Raw genomic sequence first — 15,806 nt, forward strand, 5'->3', positions numbered from 1 at the left:
TTATTCCCCAATGACTAACAATAGGAAGGCGTTCATTTTTGGCAAAACTTGCCATCGCATTTATAAATACAGCCCCCCTCAATGGCATTTCCAACAAATAAAATACACTCTGCAGGTGTATTTTTTATTTGATGCAGCATTAATTTGGCGTTATTTATTTTTATGTTCCAGTTAAACCATTCTACTTGTGGTTTTATATCACCAAAGGCCTCAAGCATGGTGTTGTTGTTTGTTTTTCCCCATGGCGTGTCTTCTAAAAGTAAGAGCGGATTTTTGCAATTTAGAGTTTGCGTTGCAAATTGGGCCATTCTATAACCGGCTTTTGTATCATCTACCGATAGCCTAAATACCCAGTTATCATCACTAGGGTAGCGCGTAATAGACCCTCCGGCAGCCCAAGGCAGTAGTAATAGTTTGTTTTTATTGATGAACTCTCTGTTTTTTATATAGGGCGGGGAGTGCAATCCACCAATAAAAACCAGTGCATTGGGGTCTTTTAGAAACTGCTGCATGTGCAATAAGCTGCGATTCGAATTACCTCGGTTGTCTTTTTCAATCAGTGTCAGCTGATAATCTTGTACGTTATTATTAATCTCAGCTAAAGCAGTCAGCACCCCCATCTTCATTGCATAGGCCGATTAGTAATGGTTTGAATAATCTGAGTCATGGTAGAGCGTTAATGTTTTTACATCTTCGCTGCGTGCACTTAAAGGAAATGCTGCAATATAAAGTACACTTAAGAGGAGTACACAAACCAAAGATCGCATAATAAACTTTATGTTAGTAATTTTTAATAAAGTTAGTCCATTTTGGCGTGTTTTCCTGTTTTAAAAGGAAATTATTTAATTTTTTATAAAATATAAAACTGAAATATGATTCATATTTTTTATTAATGGACATAAAAAAGCCAGCTAAGCAGCTGGCTTATTGAACTTTTTTGACTTTTATTTAAAGTCTTGGGCCGTGTGGCGCTCTGCCATTTGCTCTTCTTCCGGGCCCCACGTACGATTAACGCGACGACCTCGTTTTACGCCTGGGCGTGCAGCCACTTGTTTAGCCCAACGAACCACATGGGTATAAGATGCAACATCTAAAAACTCTGCCGCGTCGTATAGGTCACCTAAAACCAGTGAGCCATACCACGGCCAAATAGCAATGTCGGCAATTGAATATTCACTGCCTGCCATGTATTCATTGTCACTTAAATGGCGGTTTAGTACATCAAGCTGGCGCTTAGTTTCCATGGTAAAGCGGTCAATCGGGTATTGCATTTTACTCGGTGCATAACTGTAAAAGTGGCCAAACCCACCGCCTAAGTAAGGTGCTGAGCCCATTTGCCAAAATAGCCAGTTACGACACTCTGTTTTGGCTTTGAGATCATTAGGAATAAAGGCATCAAATTTTTCGCCTAAGTATTGTAAAATAGCACCTGACTCAAATAAGCGTGTTGGCGGTGTGGTTGAATGATCCATCAGCGCGGGTATTTTTGAGTTCGGGTTGATATCAACAAAGTCAGAGCCAAACTGATCGCCTTCACCAATATTAATTAAATACGCATCGTATTCGGCATCGGTTAAGCCAAGCTCTAAAAGCTCTTCAAACATAATACTAACTTTTTGGCCATTGGGTGTTGCCAGCGAATAAAGCTGAAATGGATGTTCGCCAATCGGTAATGTTTTGTCATGAGTAGCGCCTGCAATGGGGCGATTTATACTAGCAAATTTGCCACCACTTTCACTGTCCCATGTCCATACTTTAGGCGGGGTGTATTCGTTGTTTTCACTCATAAATAACCTCTATCTTTATTAAACGCGTGTTTTAGTTGTTGCTTGCTGATCTTTTAATTTATCTGCTTTTGCTAGTTTATAGCCTAAAAACAATCCACTTAATGCACCAAACAAATGGCTCTCAAACGAGATATGAAAACGCTGCGGTAATACGCCCCAGATAAAGCCACTGTATAAAAATGCTACGATAACAGCGATGAAAATCGATTTAAATGAACGCCTTACAATGCCATAGCATAAAATAAAGCCCCACAAACCATAGATGACACCGCTTAGACCCACATGAATATTACTGCGGGCAAACATCCAAACTAATAAGCCACCTACTAAAGCGGTGAATATAAATACACTATAAAAGCGCTGTACGCTGTACTGGCAAATTAACCAGCTTAATACAGCAAATGGCAACATATTACTGGCAAAATGCCACCAGCTACCGTGTAAAAAGGGAGCACAAAGAATACCAACCAACCCTTGAATACTTCTTGGATAAATACCTAAACCGTTTAAATTAATGCCAGGTAGGCTATTAATAAGCTGCAATACAAAACAAATAATAATAATGCTAAAAATAGCAAAGCGGGTACTGGTAATAAGTGAAAGCGTGTTTGGTTTAGTGGCCATAGTGTGATCCTAATTTACCTAAAGTGTTGCCAGTATAGGAATTGTATAAGGTAATGAAAAGCAATTAAAAAAGCACAGCATAAAATGCTGTGCTGATTTGAGTTGTTGGCTGCTATTAACCTAGTTTAGTTAATAGCTTTTTAGCCGTAAGTTCTGAGCTTGCTGGGTTTTGACCGGTGATCAATAAACCATCTTCTAGAGCAAGTACGCCCCAGTCATCGGTTTTTTGGTAATCGCCACCTTTTTTGATAAGTTCGTCTTCAACTAAAAATGGAACAATGTCAGTAAGTTGTACAGCAGCTTCTTCGCTGTTAGTAAAGCCCGTTACTTTTTTACCGGCGACTAATGCATTGCCATCAGCGTCTTTAGCATTTAAAAATACCGCACTTGCATGACAGACGCCAGCGACTGGTTTTTGCTCTTTAATAAAGCTTTCAATGAGCGATACAGAATCGGTGTTATCGACTAAATCCCATAAAGGGCCGTGACCACCAGGGTAGAATACGGCGTCATAATCAGAAGAGTTTACTTCGCTTAAAACTTTAGTATTTGCCATCAGTGTTTGTGCACCACTGTCTGCATCGTAACGTTTGGTTGCCTCAGTTTGAAAATCAGCAAGTGTACTGGTTGGGTCAATCGGTGGCTGACCGCCGTTTGGAGAAGCCAATGTTACTTCAATACCTGCATCAACAAATGCGTAATAAGGGGCTGCAAATTCTTCTACCCAAAAACCAGTTTTTTCGCCTGTGTTACCAAGCTCTGCATGTGATGTAAGAACCATTAGTATTTTTTTAGCCATGTAAGGTATTCCTTATGATGATTTAAATTAATTAATCTTGCTTGATAAACACTATATGCACTAAGAGAGCTTTAAACAACGATGATAAATTTAACTTAATTGATTCAATAATTGATACAATAAGAGGGTTGAAGTTAAAACCGCATTGGAGCACCTATGAAAGTCTCGTTTGAACAGTTAAAAAGTATGGTGGTATTTGCACAAATTGTAGAGCAGGGCAGCTTAACTGCAGCGGCAAAACAATTAGGGCTGACCCGTGCCGTAGCGAGTTATCACTTAAAAAAATTAGAAACACAGCTTGAAGTGACGCTACTTAACCGTTCTACCCGCACCATGGCGTTAACCGAAGCCGGAATGGCCTATTATGAGCGTTGCCGTGTTATTACAGAGCAAGCTAATGCCGCTAATCAGCAAATAGAAAATATAAAAAGTGAACCTCAAGGGCTATTAAAAATAAGTTGCCCAGTAAATGTAGGGATGCAGTTAATTGTACCGGCAATAAATACCTTTAAACGTCAGTACCCTAAAATTGATATAGATTTACAGCTAACTGATGATGTGGTGGATATTATTAAGCACGGGTTTGATTTTGCAATTAGAGGGGTTGCACTGCGCGATTCGAACTTACAAGCCACTAAGCTCACCACTATGAGTACCTGTATTTGTGGTGCGCCCGATTATTTTGCGCATTTTGGTAAACCCACCACACCCGATGAGTTGGCAAAGCATCAGTGGGTGGTTTATCAATTAGGCAGTAAAACGCTGACCTTACAAAAAGAAGGCAAAAAGGTCGATATTACAATGCAAGGTAGTTTAAGCACCAATAACGCTGCTGCACGCACTGCGTTTGTAGAGGCGGGGCATGGTATTGGTCGTATTCCACTTTATGATGCATGGCCAAAAGTACAAGCGGGTTTGCTGCAAATTATACTCGATGATTATAAAAGCAAAGACATTGAGCTTTATGGGGTGTTCCCGCCTGGGGCGGCGGGTTCTAAAAAACTGCGTTTGTTTATTGATTATTTAAAAGCGTATTTTGTAAAGCAACATACCGCATTAGGTATGCTTAAATAATAGCGCTTAAAGCACTCGGTTAAACAAAGCAACGGCTTGCTGATACATGGTGATAGCAAGTGCTGCGTCGTACCGCTCGCCTTCATCACGCATAAAGGCATGTTGCGCGTTCACTTCTTGCCATTGGTAATTAATACCCGTACTAACCGCTTGTTGATAAATTTTGTCGCGACCTTGTTGTGGCACATGGGGGTCTTGTTTTCCCCAAATAAAGTGGATTTCACCTTGTATATCGGCCATACGTTCAAATGAATTATTCCCTTTTTGTGCGGGAAGAGTATCGCTATGAATATCAGTGGGATATAAGCAAAAAGCAGCTTTTATTGCGGGGTTTAATGCGGCCCTATACGCTAAATGCCCACCAATACAAACACCCATTGCACCCACAGAGCCAGTACAATAATCGTGTGTTTGTACAAAGTCGATTAACGCTTGGGTATCGCTGTCGTGAGATTCAAGCGGTTTTGCCCATTTATCGTTATTGCCTTTATCTTTACCTTCGTCATCATAAGCAAGCACTGTCCCGATAGGGTTAAGCTCATGAAATACTTCTGGCACAAGTACCACAAAACCATGACTTGCCAAAATAGCGGCGCTGCGAGCAATAGGCGCGGTTTGCTGAAAAATCTCAGAGTAAAAAATAATGGCTGGGAATTGCCCGTGAGCGTGTGGGCGATAAACCGTAGTGCGCATTAACCCCGTTGGGGTAGGCAAGTCAGCATGGTGGTGCTGGATGATCATAAAAGTGCTCAGTTAAATAATATATAAAATATATGGTAACTGAGCGCGATAAAATAAACACGCCTTAAAGTTTAAATACTTGCAGGCATGTTATTACAACTAGCATAGTAGCTTACGGTTGCAGGCCAATCGGAAAAGATACCCATTACACCTACGTCTTGCGCTAACACATCAACCACAGTGAACATATCGCCATCGTTATCTATAACATCACTAATTGACTGATAATAATAACCGCCACCTTGATTTAGAGGGCCTGAGCGCTCAAGACTCCATGCAATGATATTAAGCCCCGCGGCTTTAGCGTCAATGGCATACTGTGAGGGGACAATGTTACTGTTGTTATCTATGCTTAATAGCATCCATATGGGTGGCGCAATAATTTTAACGCCGTCGTTTACGAGCTCTGCCATAGATGGCTGCCATGTTACAGCGTTGTTTGGATCAAACCCTGCATTGCTGTCGCGCCCATCTAAATAGACACTCTGCGCTGCAAATTCAGGATTAGTATTAATCCAATATTCTACGTCGGCTAAATTAAATGATTGCGGATACACTCGCGAAGCGGGTACATCCATTTGCGTGTATTCATCCAGCATTTTTTGTGCGTATTGCGTTTGGGTCATACCGTTAAAAGGCATACTTACTTGAGGGGATTTAAGCTCTGGGGTCATTTTTACTCCCAGCTCTTTAAAGAGTGCAATACTTTGTTTGTGGGTCATGAGTGTACCAGAGGTGGCGTATAAGTCAGTGCGCCAACTGGGTGTACCTTTCATGTAATCGCTAACATTGGTGGCACTGGTGTTCGCGCCATCCATCTTGCCCTCAAGGGTTAAAAATTCTGCCAAACTAATATCACTGGTACAACATTTAGCTGAAGCAGGCGTGCCACTGTTAGAGTTTGCTGGGGCAAATGGTTCACTGCATTTAGCAGCCAATGTTGGAATGGCTAAAATATTGGTGGTGGTGTGCAAGTCGCACTGAGAATGACGACATACTAGCTCTTTATCATTGGTAAAGGTTACATCGCATTCGACAACACCTGCTCCCATGCGAGCGGCTGCAATATAAGATTCTTTAGTGTGTTCTGGGTATTGCATTGGAGCACCGCGGTGACCAATTGAAAAATCAGTACGATAAAAAGGACCTTCCTTGCACGATTCTAATTTTGTTTTTAGTGCGCTGCTAGCCATATCGTCAACTAGGTAGTCTGGGCGAGTACCTAGTTGAACATTAGTGCCTTGAGCTACTTCAACAATAACCGGGGTAGGTACTTCAACAATTTCAACCTCAGTGTTGGTAACAACCACTTCTTTTTCGACTATTTTTACATCGTCATCACAGCCAGTAAGTGAGCTTAATAATAAAAAAGTTGTTAGAAAAGGTATGCGCTTCATTATTTATCCTTAAAATAAAAGTGGACGCTACCTTACTAATTATTAATGACAATTTCACTACAGAGTGATTAATTTGCTGATTTAGCCATTATTTGGTTTACCACTAAGGCAACCAGCATCACTCCCGCGCCAATGCTTAATCTAAGTAGGTCAGCGTCTCGATTCCAAATAAGCACATTAACAATTATACCGGCAGGAATAAGCAAGTTGTTCATCACCGCCAGCGCGCCAACATTGACAAGCGTCGCGCCTTTATTCCACATAAAGTAGCCTAAACCAGAGGCCACAATACCTAAATAAATAAGTATGCCCCATTGAGTTGAGGTACTTGGTAATTTGTTAAGATCGCCAAATAAGGCGTAACAGGCGCTTGCAACAATTAATGCGCCAATAAAAAACCAACCAAATACGGTTTTATCATCGAGTTGTTTATTAAGCATTAATCGTTTGTAGGTTACTTGGCCGATGGCAAAACTAATATTAGCGCCTTGAACCAGTAATAATCCGACTAAAAAGTTATTGTCTAAGTTTTCATAACGAATGGTAATAGCGCCTAATACGGCAATAAACGCAACGATAAAAAACTGCGGATTAAACTGTTTATTTAGCGCATCGTTTAAAAGCGTAATGTAAAGCGGGGTCATTACAGTAAATAACAGCACCTCTGGCACACTTAAAAACAAAAATGAGTGGTAATAAAAGCCATACATAACCCCCAGTTGCAGTGCGCCTATCAGCATGAGTTTACACGCAAGCGGGGTGGGGATTTTCTTTAAAAAAGGCAAAAATACTAACGCTGCTAAAGCAACACGAATTAACACACTAAACCATGCATCAACTTGGCCTGCTAAGTACACACCAATTAAACTAAACGAAAACGCCCAAAGAAGGGTAACTGCAAATAAATAGCCCATAACACTCATCTTGTCTTAAGTAATGGTGTCAGTTTATCTGTTATATATTGTTCTATAAACAATAAAAGCCCGCAAGCGGGCTTTTATATCAGTTGCTTAAAAATATTAATCAACTAAACCACGGCGCTTAAGCAGGGCGTCAGTGGTTGGTTTTTGGCCTCTAAACTCAATGTAGCTTTGCATTAAGTCACGGCTATTACCTTTTGATAGGATCTCTTTACGGAACTTATCGCCATTTTCGCGCGTTAAGCCACCGTTGTTTTCCATATGAGCAAAGGCATCGGCTGCAAATACTTCAGTCCACAGGTAGGCGTAGTAACCCGCTGAGTAACCACCTGCAAACGTATGGCTAAAGTAGTTTGATTTATAACGCGGTGGAACAGGGTAGTAATCAATACCATGTGCCTTTAATGCGTCACTTTCAAACTGCTGTACGTCAGTTATTTTCTTATCAGAACCAAATGAGTGCCATTCCATATCCAATAGTGCTGCTGCTAAATATTCAGTGGTACCAAAACCTTGGTTGAACTTTTGCGACTCAAGTACTTTATCAAGTAATGCTTGAGGAATTGGCTCACCTGTTTTGTAATGTTTAGCGTAGTTAGCGAGTACCGTTGGTTCAATCATCCAATCTTCGTGTGCTTGTGATGGAAATTCAACAAAGTCACGCGCTGTTGCAGTACCTGCTAGGCTTGGGTATTTAACGTCAGAGAATAACCCGTGTGCCGCATGACCAAACTCATGGAACATAGTTGATACTTCATCAAACGTCATGAGCGTTGGCTCGCCTTCAGCCGGCTTTGGAATGTTTTGTGCGTTGTAAATAACAGGTTTAGTGCCTTTTAAGCCGCTTTGGCTTACGTATGCACTCATCCATGCACCGCCACGTTTACCTTCACGTGCATATGGGTCCATGTAAAATAAACCAATGGCGCTGCCATCGGCGTTAAATACTTCAAATGCCATTACATCATCGTGGTAAACCGGCAGGTCTTTACGCTCTTTAAAGGTAATGCCGTAAAGTTTTTCCATAGCGAAGAACAGGCCGTTATGGATAACCGACTGCATTTCAAAATAAGGCTTAACCAATGCTGGATCTAGGTCGTATTTTTCAGCGCGTACTTTTTCTGCGTAGAAAGACCAATCCCATGGTTTAAGTTCAAAGTTTTCACCCGAATCATTAATTACTTTTTGAATTGCTTGTGCTTCTGCTTTCGCTTTTTCAACTGCTTTTGGCGCTAAGTCATCTAAAATGCCGTACACGTTATCAGTAGTTTGCGCCATGCGTGAAGTCATTACATAAGAAGCCCAATCTTTAAAGCCTAACAGTTCTGCTTTTTGTGCGCGCAGGTTAGTTTCTTTAATAATGATAGGGCCATTTGTTTTAGCAGCACGATTGGTTGATGCTTTAAAAATTTGCTCACGTAGTTCGCGATTTTCAAGGCTTGCTAAAATAGGTTGTTGCGTGGTGTTCACTAAGGTGATCATGTAACCATCTTTACCTGCTTTTTCAGCAGCGGCTGCAAGACCGGAAATTTCACCTTCAGATAAACCCGCTAATTTGCTTTTATCTGTTACTAAAATGACATCTTCTTTAAACGATTTTAATACGTTTTGAGAAAACTCAGTTGATAGTTTTGCAAGCTCAGCGTTGATTTCACGCATTTTTGCTTTTTCAGCATCGTTTAATTTTGCACCGGCTTTAACAAACTGTTTGTAGTAAAAATCGACTAGGCGTTGATCTTCAGCGCTTAACTTATCTTTATTGTCGTATACCGTTTGTACACGTTTAAATAATGCACCATTTAAATAAATGTCATCAGAGTGAGCCGAGAAAACTGGCGCCATTTTTTTATCAATACGTTGGTATTCATCGTTTGAAATAAGGCCTGATAGGTTATAAAACGCAGCTGATGCGCGGTTTAGTAGCTCGCCTGCCAGCTCCATTTCAACTAAGGTGTTTTCAAAAGTGGCTGGCGCTGGGTTGTTGGCAATTGCCAATATTTCTGCATTGTGCTGTGCAATACCTGCATCAAATGCGGCTTCGTATTCAGTCGTACCAAACTTATCAAACTCAGGTGCCATGTATTGAAGTGGACTTGGTTTGAACAATACATTGCTTGCGTTAATGTCTTGAACTTGCGCTGCGGTTTCTTGTGTTGTTTCTTTAGTGCTCTCAGAAGAGCAGGCAGATAATAAAAGTGCACTAGCAATCGTAGTGGCAATCAGTGTTTTACGCATAATAACTCCATAGAAAAAATAGCCGAAATAGGCTTAGTGAGTCGAAAACACAGTTAACTTACCAAATTTTGACTTATATACAACAAAGTTTATCTATTTAAAGCAGGATTTAAACGCAAATTAGATTGCAAAAACAGCTTTAGTAGATAAAAGCAGCAGTACACAGCCCAAATTACCCCAAGGTCAATGCAAGCATGTCGACACGAGGCAATCACGGTTGTTTTACCGTCATTATTTTAAACAGACTGTTACTTATTTAATTTAACCACATGCTAGACTCACTCAATTATTAGCATTTACTGATTTACTAACTGCTAGCTTATTTTTATATGGAATAATCATGAATATAGAACAAATTAACGACATACTAGGTTTTGTGCTGTTTAGTTATAACGACGTACATATTACGGTTGCTAAAGTCATTCAAGTCCCACTGATTTTATTTACTATGTGGTTTGTGGTTACACGTATTGGTAAATTGATTAAGAAGTCATTACTTGCTCGAAAAATGAGCCCAGATGCAGTGCATTTATTCACGCGTTTTTATTTTATTTTAAGTATTGCGATTTTACTTTTTACTTCCCTTGAGGTGCTCAACATTCCACTAACCGCATTTGCCTTTGTATCGGGTGCGATTGCCATTGGTGTGGGGTTCGGTGCACAAAATATTATTAATAACTTTATTAGCGGCTGGATATTAATGTGGGAGCGGCCAATCCGTATTGGCGATTTTCTAGAAGTTGGCACTGCAAAAGGGGTGGTTGAAACTATTAACACTCGCTCTACCCGCATTCGCAGAAACGACGGGGTGCATATGTTGATCCCTAATAGCCAGTTATTAGAAAACACAGTTACAAACTGGACGCTTATTGATGGCAATGCGCGCTCATCCGTGAGCGTAGGCGTAGCTTATGGCTCTGATGTATTACTGGTTAAAAAGTTAATTCAGCAAGTATTAGATGAACATGAAGCAATATTAACAACGCCCCAATCAACCGTGTTGTTTGATGACTTTGCCGACAGCTCGCTGGTCTTTAATGCTATTTTTTGGGTGTGCGCTGAATCTGAAACTCGCTTAAGACAAGTGCGCAGTGATATTCGCTTTAGTATTTATGAAGTGTTTGAACAACACGATGTGGTTATTGCGTTCCCGCAGCGAGATATTCATATTGATGGTGAAATTGCACTCACACGTTCATTAGTGAAAAAGTAGTATTTAAAAAAGTGCCGCGTTATTTTGCCACATTTTTTAACAATTCATTGTGAGGACATATGTCCGCTTTTTGGTTGTTTAGTTGCTAAAAGCACACTAAAAGTCGGGATAGTGCGCTTAAGTGTTAAAAATAAGTTTATATTTTTAACACTCAGCATGCGGTAAATTAATTACAGCATGGTATAATCTCGCGTATTCAGTCAGCCTTATTTATGCCGTTTTTGTACTCTCGGTAATAAGGTCCGCGCCGCATAGAGCAAGTCGCGAAAAATTGACTGAATCCGTAATTATTTAATTGCGCAACACATCAACCGTTGAACAAGAGTGCACTAAAAAGGTTAACCCCGACATGAAAGCAATGAAAAGATCTACGTTAGCAACCCTTATCAATGCAACGTTGTTCTCTGCCGTAGCAGGTACTTCAATTTCAGCCCTAGCTGCTGAGCAAGAAACTACTGCTAAGAAGAACCAACTAGAAGTTATTCAAGTTACTGCTCGTAAACGAGTAGAAAACGCTCAAGAAGTGCCTGTTGCTGTTTCAGCCCTGCAAGGCGATAGCTTAGATGCTTACAGCTCAGCTGGTATGGATATTCGTTTTATGAATGCGAAAATCCCAAGTTTATCTATTGAATCTTCATTTGGCCGTTCATTCCCACGCTTTTATGTACGTGGCCTTGGTAACACTGATTTCGATTTGAATGCTTCGCAACCAGTGTCGCTTGTGGTTGATGAAATTGTACAAGAAAACGCAATCTTAAAAGGTTTCCCTGTATTTGACGTAGCACGTGTTGAAGTGCTTCGTGGTCCTCAAGGTACATTATTTGGTCGTAATACACCGGCTGGTCTAGTTAAATTTGATACCGTAAAACCAAGTCAAGAATTTGAAGGTTATGGCTCTGTATCTTACGGTAGTCGTGGTGCTGTTGATTTTGAAGGCGCTGTTGGTGGTTCATTAACAGATCGTTTATCAACACGTGTTTCAGTACTTTGGCAAGATAAAGACGATTACATTGATAATCGTGCACCAGGTTTTGAGCAAAAAGATGCTTTAGGTGGTTACACTGAACAAGCAGCCCGTATTCAATTTTTATATGAAGGTGACGATTTCACTGGATTATTTAATTACCATGTTCGTGATTTAGATGGCTCTCCAATTGCCTTTCGTGCCAATACTATCAAGCCTGGTACTAACGATTTAGTTGATGGTTTTGAAAATGACGTGGTGTATCACGATGCCGCATCTCGTGCGACGCAGCAAGTGGAATCGCAAGGTGCAAGTCTTAAGCTTGAGTGGGACTTAGCTAACCATACAGTAACGTCAATCTCTGGTTGGGAAAGTGCAGAAATTTACTCTCGTGCTGACATCGATGGTGGCTACGGTGGGTTCTCTATCAATGATGTTCCAGTTGCAATGGGCCCTGGTTTTATTCCTTTCTCTTCAGAAAGTGCTGATGGTATTCCAGATCAAGACCAATACACGCAAGAACTTCGCTTATCAAGCAACTTTGCCGGTGACGTAAATTACCAGGTGGGTGTTTTTTACTTCGACGAAGCATTAACGATTGAAAACTTTAGCTATGATACAGCCAATAATGGCGTATTAAACGGTTTTGTTAGTCAGCAGCAAGATACTAAAGCATGGGCTGTATTCGGCTCAGTTGATTACACCATTACTGATGACTTGAAAGTAACCGCGGGCCTTCGTTATTCAGACGATGAGAAAGAATTCTCAGCAAATCGTACGCTTAGCCCTGTAGGTGGTGCTGCTACTTACATTGAAAAAAATGTTAGCGATGATCACGTAAGCTGGGATTTATCAGCTAACTACAAAATCAACGATGACGTAAACTGGTATGGTCGTATTGCTAACAGTTTCCGTGCACCAAGTCTTCAGGGTCGTATCTTATTTGGTGATGAAGTAACCGTTGCTGATTCAGAAACTGTTACGTCATACGAGACAGGTATTAAATCTGATGTGTTAGATGGCCAAGGCCGCGTAAATGCAACCGTATTTTATTACACTATGGATGACCAACAGCTAACTGCTGTAGGTGGTGGTGCTAACTTTAACCGCCTATTAAATGCTGATAAAACAACTGGCTACGGTTTCGAAATTGATTCTGAGTGGGTGTTAACGGATGAACTAAATGCTACATTTAATTTAAGCTACAACAAAACAGAGCTTAAAGACAAAGATTTAGCCGTTGCAGTGTGTGCACAGTGTACTGTTACTGATCCTACCTTCCAAGTACTAGGTGAATTTGGTCCTGAAGATCGTGCTATTTTAGATGGTAACAGCTTACCGCATGCACCAGAGTGGATCTCTAACATCACACTTCGTTACACTAAAGAACTCACTGAAGGTGATTTCTTTGCTTACGCTGATGTTTCGTACCGCAGTGAAATTGACTTTTTCTTATATGAATCAGTTGAGTTTGAAGGTAAGCCACTAACTGAAGTTGGTCTACGTGCCGGTTATGCATGGGCGCAAGGCGACTACGAATATGAAGTATCAGCATTCGTGCGTAACCTATTTGACGAGCAACAAGCAATTGGTGGTGTTGATTTCAACAACAACACAGCAATGGTTAACGAAGAGCGTTACATTGGTGCTGAATTTAAAGTTAACTTTTTCTAATCGAAAAGTTTAACGTTAAATTGTAATTATTGATAAAAGCCTGCCTAGTGCAGGCTTTTTTATTTTGGTAGAGCTGCTACAGTAGCGCTCATATGTTTATTAAAGAGAAAAAGTAATGGCTGGATTTTGGAATTACCGTGTAATTTTTTGTGAAGCAACCAAAGATGAAGCTGCGCAATATCAAATACACGAAGTGGAATATAACCTAAATGGTAAAGTAACTAACTGGTCAGAAACTGGTGCAGCACCATTTGGAACCACATTAGATGCGTTAAAAGATGATGCTGAGCGCTTAAAAACCGCCTTCGAAAAGCCGATACTTAAAGTAATGCGCAAAGCCCGAGGTTATGAGTTAGTTGATGTAGATACCGGCGAAGACGCTTATGCTGAGCCGCCAGCAGGTTTGGCTGAGTAACACAAATTATTAAAAGGTGCCTAGGCACCTTTTTTATTACCCAAAGTTTAGGTTAAATAACTAGGAGAAAAGAATGTCAATTGAAGCGGTATTATTTGATATGGATGGCACTTTGGTTGACTCGGAAAGTGTGCACTATAACTGCTGGAGCCAATTACTTGCGCCTTTTGGTGTGTGTTATAAAGAAGATGATTTTTGTAGGCGCTTTTCGGGACGTCCCACTATTGACGCTGCAAAGGAAATAAAACAAGTTCATAACTTGTCTGTAAGTAGCCGCTATTTAGCGGATGAAAAATACCGTTTGTTTAAGGGTCTGTTGACCTTTGCAGATTTAAATTTGTTCAAGCTAGGGGCGATTTAATCGCGGCGCGAGGTTTGTAACCTAGTGGGCTCGATAACTGCTCCTGCGTTATTCTATTGGCTTACATCCATGTAAGAATAAGTCAAAGCCGAGCAACAAAGAGTTAATCGCCCCTAGGCAGAACCCTTCGGGCAACGCCTATTTGGCATTGATGCTGCGTTATCGCCTATTTATGGGGAGTAACCACACCACATAGGCTCTGCCTTGCCTAAATACCAAATAGTCTGCTGCAAATTTAACCTTGAAAGATCAACAGACCCTAGCAAACGTTAAAACCAATTTACCGCCTTTAATGCCTTATGCTGCAGATATTTTATTCGCGGTTAAAGAGCAAGACTTAAAAATGGCGTTAGTAACAGGCAGCGCATGCCATGAAGCTGAGCCAATACTAAAAGGATTAGGGTTTTATGATTTATTTGATACGGTGGTTACAAAAGACGATGTAACCAATCCAAAGCCAGCCGGTGATCCCTATTTATTAGCACTTAAAAATATGCAGGTCGCTGCAAAAAATGCGATTGCCGTTGAAGATACCTTCACTGGCGTAACAGCAGCAAATAATGCAGCCTTATCCGTTGTAGCGATTGCTAATTAGCACACCGAGCAGCACGACTTCAGTAAAGCAACACAGCAAATGCATAACCTTGAAGAATTTTGGCAATGGCTTCAATCTCAACTATAGTTTAAGCCATATTTAAATTTGCAAGGATGCAGTTATGGTTACTATTCAAAGATACCTATTTATTTTTTTAACGCTTTTTAGTGCGAGTTTATTAGCGCAATTGCCGCAGGTGCAACTCGCTGATGTTTATGATGAAACTAAGCATAACGATATTCGCCAATATTTGGTGAGTGAAAAGTTTGACGGCGTTAGAGCAATATGGACGGGGAAACAATTTGTTACCCGCCAAGGTAATCCAATTAATCCTCCTAAGTGGTTTACCGCCCCTTTGCCTGATGTTTGGTTAGACGGTGAGTTATGGACCAAGCGGGGGCAATTTTCTGTTCTCAGTGGTATTGTTAGAACAAAAATACCCAACGACTTACTCTGGCAAACAGTGATTTATCAAGTATTTGATATGCCAGATACAAGCACGCCTTTTCATCGTCGCTATCAAAATTACCTGTCACTCATTACTAAGTTAAATAGCTCACATATTAAGGCGGTTAAGCAATATCAATTTAGCGACAATCAACAACTAAGTGATTACTTTAATGAGGTCACCAAACAAGGCGGGGAGGGCGTTATGCTTCATTTAGCAGAGGCTAAGCATTCGAGTGGTCGCTCTAGTGCATTGTTAAAACTCAAACCTTATTTGGATGCTGAAGCGCTAGTTATTGAACATTTACCAGGTAAAGGTAAATACACTGGTATGCTCGGGGCATTGCGAGTGCAAACCAAGCAAGGCGTAACCTTTTCTATTGGCACGGGCTTTAGTGATGAAGAACGCAAGCGTCCGCCAGCTATTGGTTCAACAATCACTTATCGATACCACGGATACACTAAAAATGGTTTACCGCGTTTTGCTAGCTTTTTGCGAGAAAGACCCGAAAAATAAAGAGTGTAGGCCAATTCAGTATATATTTTTTAGCAATTATGCT

The 15,806-nt window shown here is 40.7% G+C and carries 14 protein-coding genes and 1 pseudogene; 7 read left to right on the top strand and 8 right to left on the bottom strand.

The window, feature by feature from the left end; all coding sequences use genetic code 11:
* Nucleotides 1-32: 32 nt before the first annotated feature.
* The 4 genes from MTN97_RS00735 to MTN97_RS00750 form a co-directional block, all read right to left on the bottom strand.
* Nucleotides 33-614 (bottom strand): ABC transporter substrate-binding protein, encoded by a 582-nt coding sequence (locus MTN97_RS00735; protein ID WP_248473373.1) that lies wholly within the window; start codon nt 612-614, stop codon nt 33-35.
* 330 nt (nt 615-944) lie between these two features.
* Nucleotides 945-1,787, bottom strand: a complete 843-nt coding sequence (gene yghU, locus MTN97_RS00740; RefSeq protein WP_248473375.1) for a glutathione-dependent disulfide-bond oxidoreductase — start codon at nt 1,785-1,787, stop codon at nt 945-947.
* 18 nt (nt 1,788-1,805) lie between these two features.
* Complete coding sequence (locus tag MTN97_RS00745) at nt 1,806-2,411, bottom strand: rhomboid family intramembrane serine protease (RefSeq protein ID WP_033103833.1); 606 nt, start codon at nt 2,409-2,411, stop codon at nt 1,806-1,808.
* A gap of 115 nt (nt 2,412-2,526) precedes the next feature.
* On the bottom strand, nt 2,527-3,210 hold the full coding sequence (locus MTN97_RS00750) for a type 1 glutamine amidotransferase domain-containing protein (protein ID WP_248473377.1): 684 nt from the start codon (nt 3,208-3,210) through the stop codon (nt 2,527-2,529).
* Nucleotides 3,211-3,366: 156 nt separating this feature from the next.
* On the opposite strand from MTN97_RS00750, the gene MTN97_RS00755 reads away from it, so the two are divergent.
* Nucleotides 3,367-4,284: a LysR family transcriptional regulator gene (locus tag MTN97_RS00755; RefSeq protein ID WP_033103835.1), complete on the top strand. Its 918-nt coding sequence runs from the start codon at nt 3,367-3,369 to the stop codon at nt 4,282-4,284.
* A gap of 6 nt (nt 4,285-4,290) precedes the next feature.
* On the opposite strand, the gene MTN97_RS00760 is transcribed toward MTN97_RS00755, so the two are convergent.
* The 4 genes from MTN97_RS00760 to MTN97_RS00775 all read right to left on the bottom strand — a co-directional run bounded on the left by MTN97_RS00760 (nt 4,291) and on the right by MTN97_RS00775 (nt 9,577).
* Nucleotides 4,291-5,025: a dienelactone hydrolase family protein gene (locus tag MTN97_RS00760; protein WP_033103836.1), complete on the bottom strand. Its 735-nt coding sequence runs from the start codon at nt 5,023-5,025 to the stop codon at nt 4,291-4,293.
* 71 nt (nt 5,026-5,096) lie between these two features.
* On the bottom strand, nt 5,097-6,422 hold the full coding sequence (locus MTN97_RS00765) for a glycerophosphodiester phosphodiesterase family protein (protein ID WP_248473379.1): 1,326 nt from the start codon (nt 6,420-6,422) through the stop codon (nt 5,097-5,099).
* Nucleotides 6,423-6,490: 68 nt separating this feature from the next.
* Complete coding sequence (locus tag MTN97_RS00770) at nt 6,491-7,336, bottom strand: carboxylate/amino acid/amine transporter (RefSeq protein WP_171034721.1); 846 nt, start codon at nt 7,334-7,336, stop codon at nt 6,491-6,493.
* 105 nt (nt 7,337-7,441) lie between these two features.
* Complete coding sequence (locus MTN97_RS00775; RefSeq protein WP_036983266.1) at nt 7,442-9,577, bottom strand: M3 family metallopeptidase; 2,136 nt, start codon at nt 9,575-9,577, stop codon at nt 7,442-7,444.
* Between the two features lie 340 nt (nt 9,578-9,917).
* Here MTN97_RS00775 and MTN97_RS00780 point away from each other — a divergent pair, with 340 nt between their 5' ends.
* The 6 genes and pseudogenes from MTN97_RS00780 (at nt 9,918) to MTN97_RS00805 (ending at nt 15,763) form a co-directional block, all read left to right on the top strand.
* Nucleotides 9,918-10,790 (top strand): mechanosensitive ion channel family protein, encoded by an 873-nt coding sequence (locus tag MTN97_RS00780; RefSeq protein WP_013464439.1) that lies wholly within the window; start codon nt 9,918-9,920, stop codon nt 10,788-10,790.
* Between the two features lie 349 nt (nt 10,791-11,139).
* Nucleotides 11,140-13,428 carry a TonB-dependent receptor gene (locus MTN97_RS00785; protein ID WP_248473381.1) on the top strand — a complete coding sequence of 763 codons (2,289 nt, stop codon included), beginning with the start codon at nt 11,140-11,142 and terminating at the stop codon, nt 13,426-13,428.
* Between the two features lie 115 nt (nt 13,429-13,543).
* Nucleotides 13,544-13,843: a hypothetical protein gene (locus MTN97_RS00790; protein WP_248473382.1), complete on the top strand. Its 300-nt coding sequence runs from the start codon at nt 13,544-13,546 to the stop codon at nt 13,841-13,843.
* A 73-nt stretch (nt 13,844-13,916) separates the two neighbouring features.
* Nucleotides 13,917-14,204 (top strand): HAD hydrolase-like protein, encoded by a 288-nt coding sequence (locus tag MTN97_RS00795; protein ID WP_248473384.1) that lies wholly within the window; start codon nt 13,917-13,919, stop codon nt 14,202-14,204.
* A gap of 268 nt (nt 14,205-14,472) precedes the next feature.
* Nucleotides 14,473-14,886, top strand: a pseudogene (locus MTN97_RS00800) (HAD family hydrolase); the annotation flags it as partial.
* A 34-nt stretch (nt 14,887-14,920) separates the two neighbouring features.
* On the top strand, nt 14,921-15,763 hold the full coding sequence (locus MTN97_RS00805; protein ID WP_248473387.1) for a DNA ligase: 843 nt from the start codon (nt 14,921-14,923) through the stop codon (nt 15,761-15,763).
* Nucleotides 15,764-15,806 lie beyond the last annotated feature (43 nt).

This window comes from Pseudoalteromonas sp. 2CM36K, assembly GCF_023161865.1.
Lineage (GTDB): Bacteria > Pseudomonadota > Gammaproteobacteria > Enterobacterales > Alteromonadaceae > Pseudoalteromonas > Pseudoalteromonas tetraodonis.